At 60.4% G+C, this 15,952-nt stretch carries 10 protein-coding genes and 1 pseudogene; 4 read left to right on the forward strand and 7 right to left on the reverse strand.

Going from position 1 to position 15,952, the window contains the following annotated elements:
- Nucleotides 1-299: 299 nt before the first annotated feature.
- Together EKH80_RS24090 and EKH80_RS07030 are read left to right on the forward strand one after the other, a co-directional pair.
- The gene (locus EKH80_RS24090) at nt 300-755 is read left to right on the forward strand and encodes a hypothetical protein (RefSeq protein WP_230473475.1); all 456 of its coding nucleotides are present in this window, start codon (nt 300-302) and stop codon (nt 753-755) included.
- Between the two features lie 95 nt (nt 756-850).
- Nucleotides 851-1,846, forward strand: coding sequence for a cytochrome-c peroxidase (locus EKH80_RS07030; protein WP_230473491.1), 996 nt, complete (start codon nt 851-853; stop codon nt 1,844-1,846).
- A 152-nt stretch (nt 1,847-1,998) separates the two neighbouring features.
- Here the strand turns inward: EKH80_RS07030 and EKH80_RS07035 are convergent, their stop codons facing one another.
- On the reverse strand, nt 1,999-2,724 hold the full coding sequence (locus tag EKH80_RS07035; RefSeq protein ID WP_126684017.1) for a DUF1223 domain-containing protein: 726 nt from the start codon (nt 2,722-2,724) through the stop codon (nt 1,999-2,001).
- Between the two features lie 274 nt (nt 2,725-2,998).
- On the opposite strand from EKH80_RS07035, the gene EKH80_RS07040 reads away from it, so the two are divergent.
- A complete protein-coding gene (locus tag EKH80_RS07040) occupies nt 2,999-3,778 on the forward strand; it encodes an alpha/beta hydrolase (RefSeq protein ID WP_126684018.1) in 780 nt (259 codons plus the stop codon).
- A gap of 103 nt (nt 3,779-3,881) precedes the next feature.
- On the opposite strand, the gene EKH80_RS07045 is transcribed toward EKH80_RS07040, so the two are convergent.
- Complete coding sequence (locus EKH80_RS07045; RefSeq protein ID WP_126684019.1) at nt 3,882-4,442, reverse strand: hypothetical protein; 561 nt, start codon at nt 4,440-4,442, stop codon at nt 3,882-3,884.
- A 186-nt stretch (nt 4,443-4,628) separates the two neighbouring features.
- Here EKH80_RS07045 and EKH80_RS07050 point away from each other — a divergent pair, with 186 nt between their 5' ends.
- Nucleotides 4,629-5,750, forward strand: coding sequence for a helix-turn-helix domain-containing protein (locus EKH80_RS07050; RefSeq protein ID WP_126684020.1), 1,122 nt, complete (start codon nt 4,629-4,631; stop codon nt 5,748-5,750).
- Here EKH80_RS07050 and EKH80_RS07055 read toward each other — a convergent pair.
- The 5 genes and pseudogenes from EKH80_RS07055 to EKH80_RS07075 all read right to left on the reverse strand — a co-directional run bounded on the left by EKH80_RS07055 (nt 5,743) and on the right by EKH80_RS07075 (nt 15,797).
- Nucleotides 5,743-7,140 (reverse strand): serine hydrolase domain-containing protein, encoded by a 1,398-nt coding sequence (locus tag EKH80_RS07055; RefSeq protein ID WP_126684021.1) that lies wholly within the window; start codon nt 7,138-7,140, stop codon nt 5,743-5,745. The two genes, EKH80_RS07050 and EKH80_RS07055, sit on opposite strands and share 8 nt — an antisense overlap.
- A 300-nt stretch (nt 7,141-7,440) precedes the next feature.
- The gene (locus EKH80_RS07060; protein ID WP_126684022.1) at nt 7,441-8,418 is read right to left on the reverse strand and encodes a zinc-binding dehydrogenase; all 978 of its coding nucleotides are present in this window, start codon (nt 8,416-8,418) and stop codon (nt 7,441-7,443) included.
- A gap of 444 nt (nt 8,419-8,862) precedes the next feature.
- Entirely contained in the window at nt 8,863-10,845 is a 1,983-nt protein-coding gene (locus EKH80_RS07065) for a hypothetical protein (RefSeq protein ID WP_126684023.1), read from the reverse strand.
- 417 nt (nt 10,846-11,262) lie between these two features.
- Nucleotides 11,263-12,669, reverse strand: a pseudogene (locus tag EKH80_RS07070) (sulfotransferase family protein); the annotation flags it as partial.
- A gap of 35 nt (nt 12,670-12,704) precedes the next feature.
- On the reverse strand, nt 12,705-15,797 hold the full coding sequence (locus EKH80_RS07075; RefSeq protein WP_158628783.1) for a TonB-dependent receptor: 3,093 nt from the start codon (nt 15,795-15,797) through the stop codon (nt 12,705-12,707).
- Nucleotides 15,798-15,952: the final 155 nt, after the last annotated feature.

Here is a 15,952-nt window from a genome sequence, read left to right on the forward strand (position 1 = left end):
CCCACCATCCCTACGTGCCGTTCCGTCGGAAACGACTGGCCTGATTTAAACGTGTAAACCCTTGATTTCAAACACTCACCCATCATGTTAATGAAAGGTGAAGAAACAACATCATGTGATCGACTACGTAAAATTTATGTGAAAACCCTCGCGGTAGCCATCCTCGGCTCTCATGAGCTCTAATGCACGGCGCCAGGCGCAAGCATGAAAACAAGTAAACACGCCCGACGTCCACGAGAGCATCATTTTTTATCAGGGAACCCATGAGTCGAACAGGATTGTATGTATGCGCACTGGCGGTGGCATTGGTAGGCTGCAATCACCCTGCCTCTGAGGGCAGCACTGCGAATACTCCTTCAGCCAGCCCCCCAAAACCTGCCGCAAAAGCGGACGAAAGCACCTGGGGCAACTACCTTTCCGAACAAGGCCGATTGCACGGCAAAGATGTAAGTGTGCGGCCGTATATTTACGTCATTCCGGGCGGTGACAACGTAGCAGCGAATGATCGACGGCAAAATGAAACCGATTCGATCGTGCATGGCATTGGGCCCATCCTGAAGCCAGGCGGCATGTTGATACTTGGTGGCGCGGATTCGAAACAGACCACCCTGTTCGTTACGAATCTTGGCAAACAGCTCAAAGCCGATGCCATGAAGGGCATCGTCGTGATGGTCGTGAATGATATTTCCGAACAAACCGTCGACGCCACTGCACTTAAGCCCAGCGGCGCAGCCTTGCGTTTTGTCGCCATGTAGTTCGACAAGCCGGTTAGGACACGCCTGTGTCGGTATCGCCATCGTCAGACATCTTCCGTCGCATAGGATTAATCGCCTTGCTCGGCTGCTTGGCCGTGGGCGCAGTAGTTGTCAGCCATCAAATTGGACATCAGGCCGATACAAAGGCGCTGCTTGCCCAGCGCATCGCCCTAGGCAAGCAGCTCTTCAACAATCCCCATCTCAGTGCCGATGGCAAAGTCCGTTGTGCGTCGTGCCACATGCCCGAAAAAGACTATACCGATGGGCGGCAGGTGGCAGTTGGCGTGAATGGACGCACGGGTACGCGCAATACGCCAAGCTTGATGACGCTTGCGGATGCGCAAGAAACCTCCTTTTTCTGGGATGGCCGGCGTAGCGCGTTGGATCAGGCCGTGCTGGATCCGCTGACCAATCCGGTGGAGATGGGGTTGCATGACCGGGCTGAGCTGCTTCAACACGTGCAGCAAGATCCGGCTTATGCGCCGGCTTTTGAACGTGCTTTTCCCGAAGCCAAGCCGGCCATCTCGTCCGAACATATCGCTGCGGCACTGGTGGATTACGTTCGATCCTTGCGCTCACCCGAGAGCGCCTACGATCGCCATGCCGCGCATAACGACAAAACGGCACTGAGTCCACGCGCGCTACTGGGTCTCGCCCTCTTCCAAGGCAAAGGACGTTGCGCCGAATGCCATCGATTGGAAGGCACGCCGGCCATGCTGACGGACCACACCTATCACCGAACAGGCGTCGGTTTAGATGCCATCACGACGAACCTGCCCACCCTCACCGAAGAAGTTATCAAACGCTCCTTGCAAGGTGGCGCCGTGGGCAATCGTGTCGCCACTCATGCGGATGAAGCCCAACTGGGCCGCTTCAACATCACGCAGGACCCTGCCGACATCGGCTTGTTCCGAACACCTTCCTTACGCGACGTGTCGCATACGGCGCCTTATATGCACGATGGCAGTGTAGCGACGCTGGACGATGCGATCGACCGCGAGGTTTACTACCGTAGCCTGCAAGCGGGTCATCCTCTGCAGCTTAGCGTTGAGGAAAGGGAGAACTTGAAGGCTTTCCTCCAGTCGCTCTGAAGACTGAATCGCTGCACCCGCAACTAGAGCATATATCGATGGAATCCTTGGCAAAGTCGCGTAGGCTGGGGTGTAAACCCCAGCATTGTCATATACACAACATCGCGATGTTGGGGTTTACACCCCAACCTACGATCGTCATCCCAGCCTACCTATTGCGGATATATGTTAGCGCTCAGTATGTCTCCGCCATTTTGCTCCTGGACAAGGACCGCGGTGTACAAGCCAGGTAGTGATGGCGCGGGCAACGAATAGACCGCATCGTTGCCCGTCCATTCGCCCAAACGGACCAGTTCGCGCACCACATTCCGCTGGTCGAGTGTGCGTCCGCTGTTTTCACCTCCGCCAATGGGGACATGAAGGGTGCGTGGGTCATAACGCACAAGCCATACGTCACTTGTCGCATAACGATCGGGTGCGCCCTTGATCTGCACCCGGTCGGCCGAGACCCAGGCAATGGACGGTCCGCTGCTTTGGGCTTGCTGGATGGCTTCGTTCAACTGCATGCGATTGGTGCCTACCAGATCGGCATGGCCGTTGATGTAAATCTGCGGCGTCCAGACCGTATCGCGATGACGATAGTGGGCGTAGCGCCATTGCCTGTCGGTATAGGCATCGGTCGCGAAGCTGTCCTTCCAGCCTAAGCCGTCCCAATAGGTCACGCCAAACGACAAGGCGAGGACCGTCGGATCATCCGCAAGCGCGTTGAGGTTTTCCTCGGCCGGCGGGCACGAAGAGCAGCCCTGGCTTTGAAAGAGCTCAACGACGACCAGCTTCGATGCAGAAGTCTGGCCGATGGCTGACGCATCGCTCGCATGCACGCCCATGGCCAGGGCCATACCCAAGATCGCACCCGCGTAGGTAGTTGAACGTCGCATATCTCACTCACCGATGGTGGAAATCGCCATCGAGACGAATTGTCTCGATCCTCTCCTATCCGTTCGCTTGAGCGGGTCTGCGCGTTACACTTCGATGAATGGCGATCGCACGGGCGTCATGTCCTGGCGCAACGACGACTCCATGTTCCGGACAGTCCAGCGTAACCGCGTAGGCTGGGGTGCAAACCCCAGCATTGCCATGCACGCAACCTGTGCGATGCTGGGATTGTCATCCCAGCCTACTTGCTTCTAAAGGCGTCACCAAGGAGTTCATATGCGCGCAGTACTCTCGCTTGCAATGTCGACGCTGATCACGCTGAGCGGTATGGCAGCGTCCGTACCGGTCATTGCCGCCAGCATGCAGCCGTCACCGGCCACGGCCACCTCCGATGTCAGTTTCAAGGCCAGCGATGGCGTGGTGATCCATGGCCGGTACTATCGTGCGGCATCGCCGCGGGCCTTGATTGTCCTGTTTCATCAGGCCGGCTCCAGCAAGGATGAATACAAGACCATTGCCCCAAAACTCGCTGCGGCCGGCTACAGCGCCTTGGCCATCGATCAGCGTTCGGGTGGCGAACTGTTCGGCCCGAACCAGACCGTTCAAGCGCTGGGCCATTCCGCCGACTATCTTGATGCCAAGCCTGATCTCGAAGCCGCGCTGTCCTTTGCCCGGCAACAGAAACTGCCGATCATCCTTTGGGGCAGCAGTTACTCCGCATCGCTGACCGTGGTGGTTGCATCGGAACACGTCAACGAAGTCAGCGCGATCGCGGTCTTTTCACCGGGCGAATATTTCGACGCATCGCCTTCCATGATCCGCTCTGCCGCGGCCAAGGTAACGGTTCCGTTCTATGTCACCTCGGCCAACGATGCCCGTGAGATCGCTGCGGCCAAGGCCATCCTGGCGGCGTCACCCTCCAAACTCAAGGTTCAATACGTTCCCACTACAGGCGGCGTGCATGGCTCTTCCACGCTGATCGCCAGCCGCGATCCGCAAGGGGCCGAAGACAATTGGAAGGCCATCCTTGGATTCCTTGACCGGCTTCATTTGTAGGCTGGGTTGCGAAACCCAGCATTGTCATGCATGCAAGCGGCGCAGTGCTGGGTTTCTCAACCCAGCCTACGATTGCCATCCCAGCCTACGTCTCGACTGCCCTTCATCGCCCCCGGTCATCGGGCCGCAGTTTCAACACCGCCATTTTTTCCGATGCGGCCACGTCTTGCTGCTGGCCCGACATGACTACATGGTCGAACACGATGAGGGTCTTTCCAGGCGACAGGCGCACCACCTGCCGGGTCGCCAGGTTCAGCATCAGGCGATAGCGATGGAAGCGGGGATCGCCGCGCGGCTCATCCGGAAAATCCTTCAGCAGGATGTGCGGGTGATCATCCACCAGCAGCAAGGCCGGTTCCTGGTAGTAGTCGATGGCAATCCCGGCCGTGAACTTGACCTGCTCGGCCGCGCCTTCGATATGAAAGCGTAATTCCAGCGAGTTCAACGGAATCAACAGCGCGTTCGGGATGCTCCTGCGATGCTCGACCCGCTCGCCCGAAAAACACAGATAGGTGGGGCCTGGTTCCGCTTGTTGCTCCGCCATGTTCAAGGCGACCAGCACGATTTCCTTGCCTTGCCGGTAGTAGAAGCCGGGCTGCGCCTGGTCCGGCATGCACGCATTGCCCAGCTCTTGCATGGAAACCGGGTTGAACTTCATGGCCATGAACTAGACTCCCGCCTTCCCAGGTGCCGGGTCCAGCATTGAGCGTAGGCTGGGATGATAATCCCCGCATCACGCGGCTGCACGCATGGCAATGCTGGGTTTAGCAACCCAGCCTACGCTTCGTTAGACGCGCATACAATTTAAGATAAGAAGAGCTGTTCTTTCTCATTGATGACGCGAGCGCTTGTGGATTTCACGTTCTGGACTTTTGTCTACATCGCAGGGGCTGTGCAGGCCGCCTTGCTGGCCTTGACCTTATGGCGGCGCCCCGCCAACCGAGGCGCCAACCATCTATTGGCCGTATGGGTGGCGCTGAGTGGCGTGGACCTGGCGGTGAAGGCGATGTACTGGCATGTTCTGTCACCGGAATGGTTCCGCGCCTACCGCTTCGTCGCACTGTTTCCGTTTCTCTACGGCAGCCTGTTCTATCTGTATGTGCGCGCACTGGTCGAGGAACGCCGATTCCGGTCACGCGACCTGGTGCACCTGGCCGGCTTCGCCGTCATGCTGGTGCTCAACAGCTATGCCCTGCTCGGCAGCCATGCGCAGTTGCAGGCGATGTCGGCCCGCTGGATCGCCGGCGAGCGCAGCGTCGGCGCCTGGTTTGACGGGCCGCTATTTCTTTACAGCCTGTCCTACGTCGTGGCTGCGCTGGTCCGGGTACGCAGCTATCGCCGCCAGCTGCGCGAGTATCGGTCGGATGCCGATCGCTTGTCGCTGCGCTGGATCGATGCGATGGCCGGTTTCCAGATCGCGATCTGGGGCGTGGCCATCGTGCAGTCCGTGGTGTATCTGCCGATCCTGAATTACGGACTGTTGTTTGGCCTGGTGGCGGCATGGGTGTGCATGGTGGGCTGGTTCAGCCTGGGACAGCCGCCGGTGGTGACAAAACCAGCAGCTGCCGTCGTGCAACAAGAGGAACGTGATCCTGCCGCGGACATCGATTCCACTCGCTTTGCGGAAGTCGAAGGACGCCTGGCGCACCTTATGGGTGGTGACGCGCCTCTCTACCTTGAGCCGGCGCTCACCATTGGACAGGTAGCCAAGCGCAGCGGCTACCCGGAATATCTCGTCTCGGCGGTGATCAACCGGCGCCTGGGTGGCAGCTTCTGCGATTACGTCAACCGCCTGCGCGTGGAAGCAGTGCGCACATACCTGGCGGATGCTTCCGAGTCGCGAACCATCCTCGACCTGGCCTACGCCTGCGGCTTCACCTCCAAATCCACTTTCAACGCCGCGTTCAAGCGACAGGTCGGCGATACGCCCAGCAACTACCGCCGACATCAGGCCGCCGCAGCGATCACCTGAGCGCAATCCCGGCTGGGGTGGCGTGATGCAGGGCGGCGATGATCGCGGCGGTCGCGTCGCCTATACCGGTGCCTCCGCCCTGCACGCTCAGCCCCATCCGCACCACCACCAGGTGCTCTGAGGGCACGATGATGACGTACTGGCCGAAGGCGCCGCGCGCATAGAACATGTCTTTGGGCAACTGCGGCATGCCCCACGGTGCGTCCCACACCGGCACGCTGCCGTGGTTCACCAGATTGGTCCAGAAACCGGCGCCATAGCCGGTGTCCAGCGTCTGCGAGTGGGCATAGGCCGCCCACCCTTCAGGCAGAATGCGCTGGCCGGCCACCACGCCGTCATCCAGGTAAAGCTGGCCGAAGCGGGCGAAGTCGCGCGCGGAACCGTACATGAAGCCCGAGCCAAGCAAACTGCCGCTGGCATCGGTCTCGATCACCGAATGGTGCATGCCCAGCGGCTCGAACAAGGCTTCGCGTACGAATTTCTCGGTACTGGCGGCGGTGTCGCCGCTGGCGTCGCCAATCAGTTTCGAAAGCAGCGCATAGCTGAGATTGCTGTATCCCCAAGTGGTGCCGGGCGCATGGGCAAGCGGCATGCGTGCCGCGTAGGCGGCCGTATCGGCCTCGCGGAACCACATGTGGGTGGTGGGGCTGACCGGGCCATCGGTTTCATCGAAGGGCAGCCCGCTATCCATGCGCAACAATTGATCAACTGTAATGACGCGATGCGGGTCGGCCGGCGAGGCCCAGGCAGCGATAGGCGCTGCCTGATCGAGGCGCAGCCGCCCCTGGCGCACCAGGACGCCGACCAGCGCCTGCATCACCGACTTGGTGATCGAATGTCCCCAGATCGCCGTCTCCGGACCGTAACCGGGAGCGTAGCGCTCGGCGACCAAGTGGCCGTCATGCAGCACCACGACGGCCTTGGTCAAGCGCGGATGCGCCGGATCCGGCTCGGCGAATGCACGTTCAAGCGCCGCACGCAGCGCAGGGTCTGCCGGCGCAACGACCTCGTGGCCGAAGGCATCGGGCTGCGTCTGTTCGTGGGCGACGGCTGCTTCCGGGGCCGGATCGTCGCCGTAGGCCAGCGTGCAACCCAGGCCATCCCGGTATGCCGACCGCGCGTGGACCAATCCCAGCACGCTGCTGTGCACGTCGCGGCGTGAGCGGTCCACGGTGTAGCGCACCGCCCAGGCAATGCCGCTCATCTGCGGACGCTGTTCTTCTGCGTAGACCCGGTCGGGGTCGACATGGGATACGAACGCCGCGGCACACACCGACTGGCTGACCGAGGCGGCGGCGACACGCAGCGCCTCTCGTTTGAACCCCACGAAGGCGGTAGCGATCAACAGCAGCACGAGCAGGCCCAACGGGATGTAACGAACGAATCTCATGGCTTGGACTCCGGGACTAGAGGCCTGCAGGATAGGGTTGAAGGGCCGTCCTATCGTCCTGTCCGGCGGATTCGTACGCCCGCACCACGATCTCGGACGTGCCCTCTGTATGAGGACGCCCCACGTGTCAGCCACGTGACATACAGCTCCCTCCCCTGCTCGCAGGGGAGGGCTGGGGAGGGGTTGTACGAGCTTGCCGCGTTACTTGGGTTCACCGCGAGGTTGCTTCACCCCACCCCAACCCTCCCCTACTAAACGTAGGGGAGGGAGCAGAGATTGCCGGTGGATGGCCGCAAAGCGTCAGGGGCGCAGCAGCACCTTGCCCTTGCGACCCGGTTGCGCACTCGCGGAAGCGGCCTGGGCCACGTCGGCGAGATGGAAGACCGCCTCGACCGGCAGCTTCAATTCACCGCTTGCGGCATGGCGCAACAGTTCCCCGATCAAGCGCCGTCGGGTTTCCCCATGCATGGCGGCCCCCACCTTGCTGCCCCAGAAACCCTTCACCGTGACCTGCTTGAAAATGAGCTCGGCGGAGGACAGCTGCATCGGGCCCTCGCCGGTCGAGCCGAAGGACACCAGCAGGCCGTTCTCACCCAGCAAGGCCAGCAACTCGCCGCTGGCCTTGCCGCCGATGGAATCGACGGCTGCGCGAATCGGCGCGCCAGCCATGATCGAAAGGACGCGCTGCTGCCATTCATCCTGAGCGGTGGACACGGCATGCTGGATGCCGAGCGCAGCCAGCTCGTCCACGCCTGCTTCACGCCGCACCAGGTTGATGACGTGGATGCCGCGCGCCTTGGCCAGGATCGCCAGGGTCTTGCCGACCGCACCGTTGGCGGCGTTCTGGATGATCCAGTCGCCGTGTTCCACGTGCAGGAAATCCAGCAGCGAGATCGCGCTGAACGGCATGGCGATCAGCTGCGCCGCCACTTCGTCGGCGATGAGGTCGGGCACCGGCACCAGGATCTGCGCCGGGGCGAGGAAATACTCCGCCCAAGTTCCGTGTACGGACGCCACCGCGACACGCTGTCCGACGGCAATACCCTGCACCCCGTCGCCCAGCGCGTCGACGACGCCGGCCGCTTCGGAGCCGCCAATCGCCGGCAAGGCCGGCTTGTAACCGTACTGGCCTCGAATGGTCCACAAATCGTGGTTGTGGATCGGCGCGAGCAGGGTACGGACCCGAACCTGCCCTGCCCCAGGCTCCGGCATCGGGCTATCCCGCATGGCGAGGACTTCACCGGGAACACCAAACGAGGCATGGATGGCACTACGCATGGAGCTGCTCCTTCATCAGTGGGCGATTCATCGGGAGTGGCGCCGCCGGCCAGATGGGCAGATGCCGCCACCTGAGGATTGCGGTGTTCAATCCAGCATGCGCATCGACTGTCAAAGGCTTGAGGCCAGACTAAACCCATGTCCCGCCTTCCTCCAGCAAAACCGGCATGTCGGTATCGACGACGATCGTGCCGGACCAGCCCCCCCCCGGTTGCAGGCAACCAGCAAGTTGCCGGCATTCACCGAGCCCAGGCCAGCTGCAAAGCTCCAGCCTGGCCCTGCCGCATGCAGCCAGGTTCGCACAGCAAGAGCAAGCGCCCGACGTTAAAAAAAGACCAGCGAAGCAAGCTTCGCTGGTTCGCCAATGAGTGGCAGCGGGGATCTTCCGGATGGCTTGAATGGCCGCACGTGAGGGGCCTTTCGCCCCGCGCACGGAAGGATGGTTCACTGCACCAGCGTGATGGCCATGACCTGTACGTTCGGGTTGTTCGGCAGCTGGATGCTCTTGACCGTCTTGCTGTTGTTCAAGTTGAATTTGTAGTTGTAGAGATAGAACGTACGGCTATCACGGCCGCCGGATGAAGTATCCCGATAAGGCAGCTTGGCGGCCTGCAATTCACCGGCATAGCTCTGCGGACTGAACCAGTCGCTGATGCTCTGGGTAAAGGTCGACTTGCTGCCGTCGGTATAGGTGACGGTGAAGGTTTGCGAGGTCTGGTTTCCATTCACTGCGGCTGCCAACAACTGCAGGGCGGAGAACTGCCCCGACGGCAGGGTGATCGCCTGTCCTGACGCGCTTACGTCATTGGCAACGTTGGCGTTGCCGAAGCGATACAGCACATCGTTGAACTCCAGCGACGATCCGAGCAATTGCGCCGAATAGGCATCACCCACGCCATCCACGCCGCCATTGGAAGCAAAGGTGGCGCCGTCGTTGTACAGGCTGGTCTTGTTGAAGGCCGATGCAAGGCTGACCGATGCGGCGTTAATGCTTGGGTTGCTCAACGCATAAGACAGTACCGCTACGTTGCGGTTGTTCGGCAGCATGACGCTCTTGACGGTCCTGGTGCTGTCGATCGGAAACGCATAACCATACAAATAGAACGTCCGGCCGTCCTTGCTGCCACTGCTGGTATTGCGATAGGCCATCGTGACGGCGTTCGATTCGCCCGGATAGCTTTGCGGGCTGAACCAGTCGCTCAAGCTTTGATTGATGACGGTACTGGTACCGTCGGTGTAATTGACCATGAAGGTCTGCGCCGCCTGGCTGCCGTTGAGGCCCGTCGCGAGCATGCTCAACTCACTGTACTGGCCCTGCGTAAGGTTGATGGTGCTGCTGCTCAACGCGTTGGCGGTATTGGCCGCACCGAAGCTGAAGGTATCGCCATTCCAGGTCTGCGAAGTGCCGAGCAAGTTGGCCGAGTAGGCGTAACCGTTGCCATCCAGCCCGCCGGTGGTGAACGCCGTTCCATCGCTGTAAATGCCATACACGCCGCTTGTCGTCGTGCCTCCTCCGAGGCCGGCATTGATGGCGCTGGCGTAGGCAGCCGTTTCGTTTCCGCCGTTGTAAGTCTTCCCGGCAATGTCGTCGTACAACCAAAGGAAGCCGCCGGTGATCGTGCATTGCGAGTGCCAGCTGCTCATCTGGCTTTGCATCTGCGGGGGCGTGTCGTCACTGTCCCACAGTCCGGGATAAACCGGCACGCTGCCGAAACTCCAACCCGAGCACGGACTGTTGCCTGCACCGCCGGAATAGGCTTGCAGATGCACGCCATCGACCGTGCCGGGAAGCTGGCTGTTGGTTTGCGACACCACCGATGTCCAATAGGAAGCGTTGGTGTACGGAGAAATCGTCACGTGGTAACCGAGCTTGCCAAGCATCACCGCAAAGGCCACGGTCGAGGCCGAGTCGTAGCTGTTCTCGTCATCGAAGTCGATGGCATCCACCGACGGCAAGGCGGCCTTCAGCGCCTGGAAGTCCTGGTAGAGAATGCTGCCGGACCCGGTTCCTTGCGCATTGACCAGGGCCTTGATGTCCTGGAAGTCGCCGACGTTCGAGGAGCCGATGCTGAGCGTGATGCGCTTGGGGGTGCCCTGCTTCATGGTCACCAGATCGGCCGCGAAAGACGGCCAGGTGTTGTTGCCCACGTAAGTGCCGCCAGACGTCAACGGGAATTCGCCATTAAGATTCAGATCGCCCACCGAATTCACCTCGACGCTCCACACGATCACTTCAGTGAAACCGGAGTTTTCGATCTCGGAGATATTGCTCGCCACGTGCTTGTACATTGGGCCGCCACCATAGATGCCGGTGTAGCCCGTGGCTTGGCCATGCGCGCTACCGCACGCGAATGCCAGAGCCGAAACAAAAAGCAGCAATGCAGGCTTGCGACGCAAGCGTGAATACCCAACCTTCGTGTGCTTCATGAACACCCTCCCGAGGGTAATGGACGAAAAGGCGCTGACTGCCCTGCTGCCTCCCTGAACCCGACCGCATGGCCGCAGGCATTCGGCGCTACTGAACGGCAAAGTTGTGAAGAGCCCAACGCGTAGACTGGGATGGCAATCCCAGTATCGGGATGCCGCGTGGAAAGCTGGGATTGTCATCCCAGCCTACGCGCTAAAACGTTGCTCGCCGAGCAGAGGAAGAAAAAGCGCCTGGCGCAGCGGATTCAGCCATTCGCCATAGCGTGACGCGCGCGCCGTGTCGGTGCGCAGCGGCTCGCGCACTTGCATGGCGCTTGGCGTACCGATAGCGCGCTGCGTTTCGTTGAAACGCAGGCAAGCCTCCTCGAAGGACAAGCCGCAAAATTTCAACAATGCTCGAATTTGCGTTTCCGGTTCTGCAATCAAATCTTCGTAGGCGTGCTGGTAAACGTGTGCCGGCTCTTTCTGCACCCAGTAGTTCGCCGCGGCATCGAAACTGCGCCAATACGCGGCCAGGTCGGAAAACGTGCGGGTGTAGTCGTTGCCCGGAAAATACTGCCGATAACACGAGAAACAGGTTTCGAGCGCATCACGGCGACTGATCACAACGCGCGCGCCCGGCAGCATCGCGCGGATCAAGCCGATATGCATCCAGTTATTGGGAAGCTTGTCCGTAATGATCGGACGGCGCTTGCGCCAGCGAGCCGTGCGCTCCAAATAGCGCTGCCCCAGCCGACGCCAATCATCCGCCCCCATGTCCGCCAGCCATTGGGGATAAGGCTGTTTGCGGCGGTTCGATTCTTCGGCGATAACCAAAGGCAAATCGGTCAACTCCGCGGTTCCTTCCACGTTCGAATGCGTAGCGAGAATCTGCTCGATCAAAGTCGAGCCCGAACGCGGCATGCCCACGATGAAGATCACTTCCGAGCCCAGCTCTTGCCCGGCATTGGTGGTACAGGCGGCGGAGCGGATTGCCTCGATCGTCGCGGCAAAACCCGCCGCATGCCACGCCCTGCGTCTGCGGGCAATGTCATTGGCTGCAGCCAATGCCTGCATCGCTTCGGCATAACAGCCCTGATCATCCAGCGCCTTGGCCAGGGCGAAGCCCATCGCGACGCGGTCGCCGTCGCTGGCACGCGGATGTATGAGTGCACGGCGGATCGCATCGCTGTCGACCGCGCCCAAGCGCAAGGTCTTGATTTCCGCCAGGCCCCACCATGCCATGCCGGCCCACGGTTGTTCGGCCAGCAGCTTTCTATATTCGGCAATGGCTTCCTCGCGAAAATTGTCCATGCGCAGCAAATCGGCGAGCTGTGCTCGCGCTGCAGCGTAATCGGGTGCCAGTTGGATGGCGCGCCGCAACGCCGTCCTCGCTTCGTCAAAGCGCGCACTGCGCATTAGGAACAGGCCGAGGTTGTACCAGGCAAGGACAAAGCTTGGCTGCAGCTGGCAGGCGTGTTGCAAAACGTCGACCGCCTGGTCAAGTTCGCCCGCCTCCGCCAGGAAGATGGCAAGTGCATTGTGATACAACGTTTCTTGCGGGCGCTGCTCCAGCGCACGACGCATTTCGCGCAGGGCGTACCGGTGCTCTCCCCGCAAGCTCAGCAAGCTCGCATGGAGGCGCAAGACTTCCGGATGGTCCGGATGACTGGCCCGTACCGAGCCCAAGGGGCCGGCAGCTTGATCGGGCCGCCCCATGGCCAGCGCTTGCTCCGCTGCGATCACCCGATTCGCCGCGGCGGGATCCAGGCCTTGCAGTAGCGGATTCAAATTCGCCTCCGAATTCATTGCGTTCGCTTGCGTGCCGTCCGTCGGCGCCTTCATGCGGTGGAAGGTATGAAGGCGCCGACGCCCGCCGTCTAGTCGTACTGCCAACGGAATACCAGCTCGCCGGTACGCGGCTGCTGGAACGTATTGGGCTGCATGAAGTTCGGATTGAACTGCCCGTTGCCGTTGCTGATATTGGTGACGTACGAGGTAACGGTGTTGCTGTTGAACAGATTGAGCACCTTCAAATCCAGCGACAAGGCGTTCTTGCCATAGGCCCAGTCGTAACCGATATCTAGATCCACCTGCTTGTAAGACGGAAGGCGACCGTAGCTGCCGCGGGTGTAGTTGATGCTGTTCGAGATGGGAGATTGGCCAGCCAACACATTCGACAACGTGTTGCAGTAAAAGGCGTTGTTGTTGCCGAGTTGGTTGCTGCCGATCGCCAGGCTTCCGTTGCTGGGATATTGGGATTGGCAATCGACGGGACCGCCGTCGTAGTACGTGAATGCACCACCTACACGCAGACCCTTCAACAAATTGTCCTGATGGGCAAACTTGTAGTAGCCGAACACCTTGACCGTGTTCGGGATATCGTTGCCCAGATTACCTGCGGCGCCCTGCAGGAAGCCCGAGGCATTCAAGCCGCCGTCATAGCCGGTTGCACCAGTGTTGTTACCGCCACCGGCATAGCTAGTGGTGCCGTCGGTGTTGCCAAACTCATGACGCCACGTGTAGGACGCGCTCAGGTAATACGGCTCTTCCTCGGAGTAGGCGTGATCCATGCTCAGGCTGAGCTGATAGATCTTGCGCCGCAGCGACGGGAAACCGATGTAGCTGTTCGGGAAGTTGACCATCGTGAGCGGGCTGTTGGCGCCGTTCAGCTGCACCGGAATGTTGATGTCCTTGCCCGGCGTGATCAGGTATTGGCCGAGGAATACCGCATTCGGGTAGCCCTTATTGGTCAGGTACGCCTTCAATTGATCGATGTTGTTGTAGATATTCGGCAAGCCCGTCAGCTTGCTGGTGAAGAACGTGGCACCTGCGGTCCAGCTGTCGCCGAGCTTTTGCTGCGCGTAAATCGAAAATTGCTTCAGCTTGGCGTTTTGCGTCGTGCTCGAAATGAACTGTCCGGGTGTCAGGTAATGCAGGCCGCTGCCGGAGCTACCTTGCACGGGTCCCACTTGGGTCAGGCCGGTTGGAACGCCATCGGCTCCTACTCCGGTATAGGTGTAAGTGGTGTTGGTGTGGATGTAGCCCTGACCCGGCGTCCCGCCGTAGGCATTGAAGTAAAGCGGAATGCCTTCGGAATACTCGCCCGCCGTGGCGCCGATCTTCAGCGTGGAGTCGCCATGGACGTCCCATGCCACACCAACTCGAGGCAGAAAGTTGCCCTTGCTGTACATCTTGACGTTGATGTTGTCGGTCATGGCGTAATTGTCGTAACGCCCGCCGACATAGGCGGTCCAGTTCTGTGCGAAATGCCAGCTATCGCCCAGATAGAAGCCGTAGGTGGGCGAGCTGTTGTAGTAGATGCGCGGCGCATAGGCCAAGGTGACGTACTTCGTTCCCGGCGCGACCGACTGGCCGTTGATGGTGCAAGGCTCGGTCGGCCCCAGTGACGTGCTGCAATAGCTGTAGGTCCACGAGTTCGGGTTCGGGATATTGGCCTGCGCCATGGTCGGGCTGTAACGCTCGCCACCGAAGGTCACTTCGTGGTTGTCGGTTGGGCTCCAGGTGAAGTCGATACGCGCACCCATCATGCGGTACTTCAGGTAGTACAGGCTGCTGGTACCGTTGCCAGGCGGCTGCGACGTCTGCTTCGTGTCTGGGTTGTAGAACTGGAGATACGGAACGTCGATGCCGTACTGGTTATACGAGGTGAAATACTGCTGTGAGGTACCCGCCATCGCAGAGACGGACAATGTATCGGTGATCTGGCCGTGGTAGTTGACCACCGCCAGGGTGTCGTGCCAGGCGTTGCCGCTCCAGTTGTCCAGGGCAGTGGCCGCACTGGAAGGATCGAATGGCCTAGACAGCGCATACTGCGACTGCGTCTGCAGGTTGCTCTGACGGTCGACGAAGATGTTCAGCGTATGACCGTCAGCGATGTTCCAGGTGAAATTGCCGAGGAACTGCTTGTTGCGGTTTTCATTGAGGGTCTTGTTGCTGGAGCTGTAGGTCGTGGTCGGGTTGACGCCCTGCACGCCCTGGCCATAATTGTTCGGCTCGATTTCGGCGAGCACGTAGTAGAACAGTTTGTTCTTCAGGATCGCGCCGGATGCCCAGTAGTCCTGCAACAGGCTCGGCGACCAGTGGTTCAACTGGTTGGCGTTGGTCAGCTGGCCATTGTAGTTGTAGGTGTTCCTGGGGTTTTCATTGAGCACGCCGGTGGCGGGCGTGAACGCCAGATCCACCCCGGCCTTGAAGTCGTTCGAGCCTTGCTTGATCGTGCCGGCAACGACGCCGCCCATGGCGCTGCCGTACTTCGCATCCATGCCGCCATCGACAGTGGAGACGCTGGCAAGAGCTTCGTTCGGAATCTTGTCCGGCACCGCGCCCTGCTGCATGTCGGTGACGTTGAATTCGTTGAGGAAGTAGCGGTTTTCAGTACCCGACGCGCCGTTGAACTGCGGCGCATTGCCGTGCGAGCTGGTGATGGCCGTGACGTTCGACTGCATCGAGGCGACCGCGAGCAGATCCGGATTGATCAACGGCAGCCGATTGATGTCTTTGGAACTCCAGGTCTGGATCTGTTGGCTCGTCGTAACGTCGATCGCATTGACCGGCGGTTGCGAAGCAGTCACGGTGACCGCGTTGAGCTCTTTCACGTTACCGGCTGCCGCAGCCGCGGTGAAGATCGCGGCGCTGTTGGAGCCGGCCTGAACGACTACGTTGCGCTGATCGACCACCTGGCCGCCGCGCAACAGCTTGACGACGTAATTGCCGGGCATCAGTCCGGTGACGGTGTAATGGCCGTTGGAATCGGCATGCACCGTGCTGTCGTAGCCGGTCGCCGGGTTGCTCACTTCAGCGGCGATGTCCTTGCCTTGCGGCAGGTTGCCGTAGACGCCGCCGGTAATGTCCTGCGCAAACAGTGAACCACTGGTCATGGCAGCGGCCCATAGGCCCATGCGGATGCTGGCGCGCAAGCTGCTGCCCAAACGAAACTGCACTTTGCTCATTCCTGCTCCCCTACTCTTTCGGCTTGTCTGTTTCCGTGCCCGCATGGGTGTTGTTTCGTGGGCACAAAACCACCTCTGAGCCATGGCGTTTGCCGAGGCCCTCCGTCACTGCTGTTTTGAAAAAGCACAACCGACCCGATCACCAGCGTGCGCGG

This window comes from Dyella choica (genome assembly GCF_003977665.1).
Taxonomy (GTDB): domain Bacteria; phylum Pseudomonadota; class Gammaproteobacteria; order Xanthomonadales; family Rhodanobacteraceae; genus Dyella_B; species Dyella_B choica.

Coding starts and splice junctions, on each gene's coding strand:
- EKH80_RS07035 (WP_126684017.1), bottom strand. CDS start 2,724: ATGCGACGTTCAACTACCTACGCGGGTGCGATCTTGGGTATGGCCCTG.
- EKH80_RS07040 (WP_126684018.1), top strand. CDS start 2,999: ATGCGCGCAGTACTCTCGCTTGCAATGTCGACGCTGATCACGCTGAGC.
- EKH80_RS07045 (WP_126684019.1), bottom strand. CDS start 4,442: ATGGCCATGAAGTTCAACCCGGTTTCCATGCAAGAGCTGGGCAATGCG.
- EKH80_RS07055 (WP_126684021.1), bottom strand. CDS start 7,140: ATGAGATTCGTTCGTTACATCCCGTTGGGCCTGCTCGTGCTGCTGTTG.
- EKH80_RS07060 (WP_126684022.1), bottom strand. CDS start 8,418: ATGCGTAGTGCCATCCATGCCTCGTTTGGTGTTCCCGGTGAAGTCCTC.
- EKH80_RS07065 (WP_126684023.1), bottom strand. CDS start 10,845: ATGAAGCACACGAAGGTTGGGTATTCACGCTTGCGTCGCAAGCCTGCA.
- EKH80_RS07075 (WP_158628783.1), bottom strand. CDS start 15,797: ATGAGCAAAGTGCAGTTTCGTTTGGGCAGCAGCTTGCGCGCCAGCATC.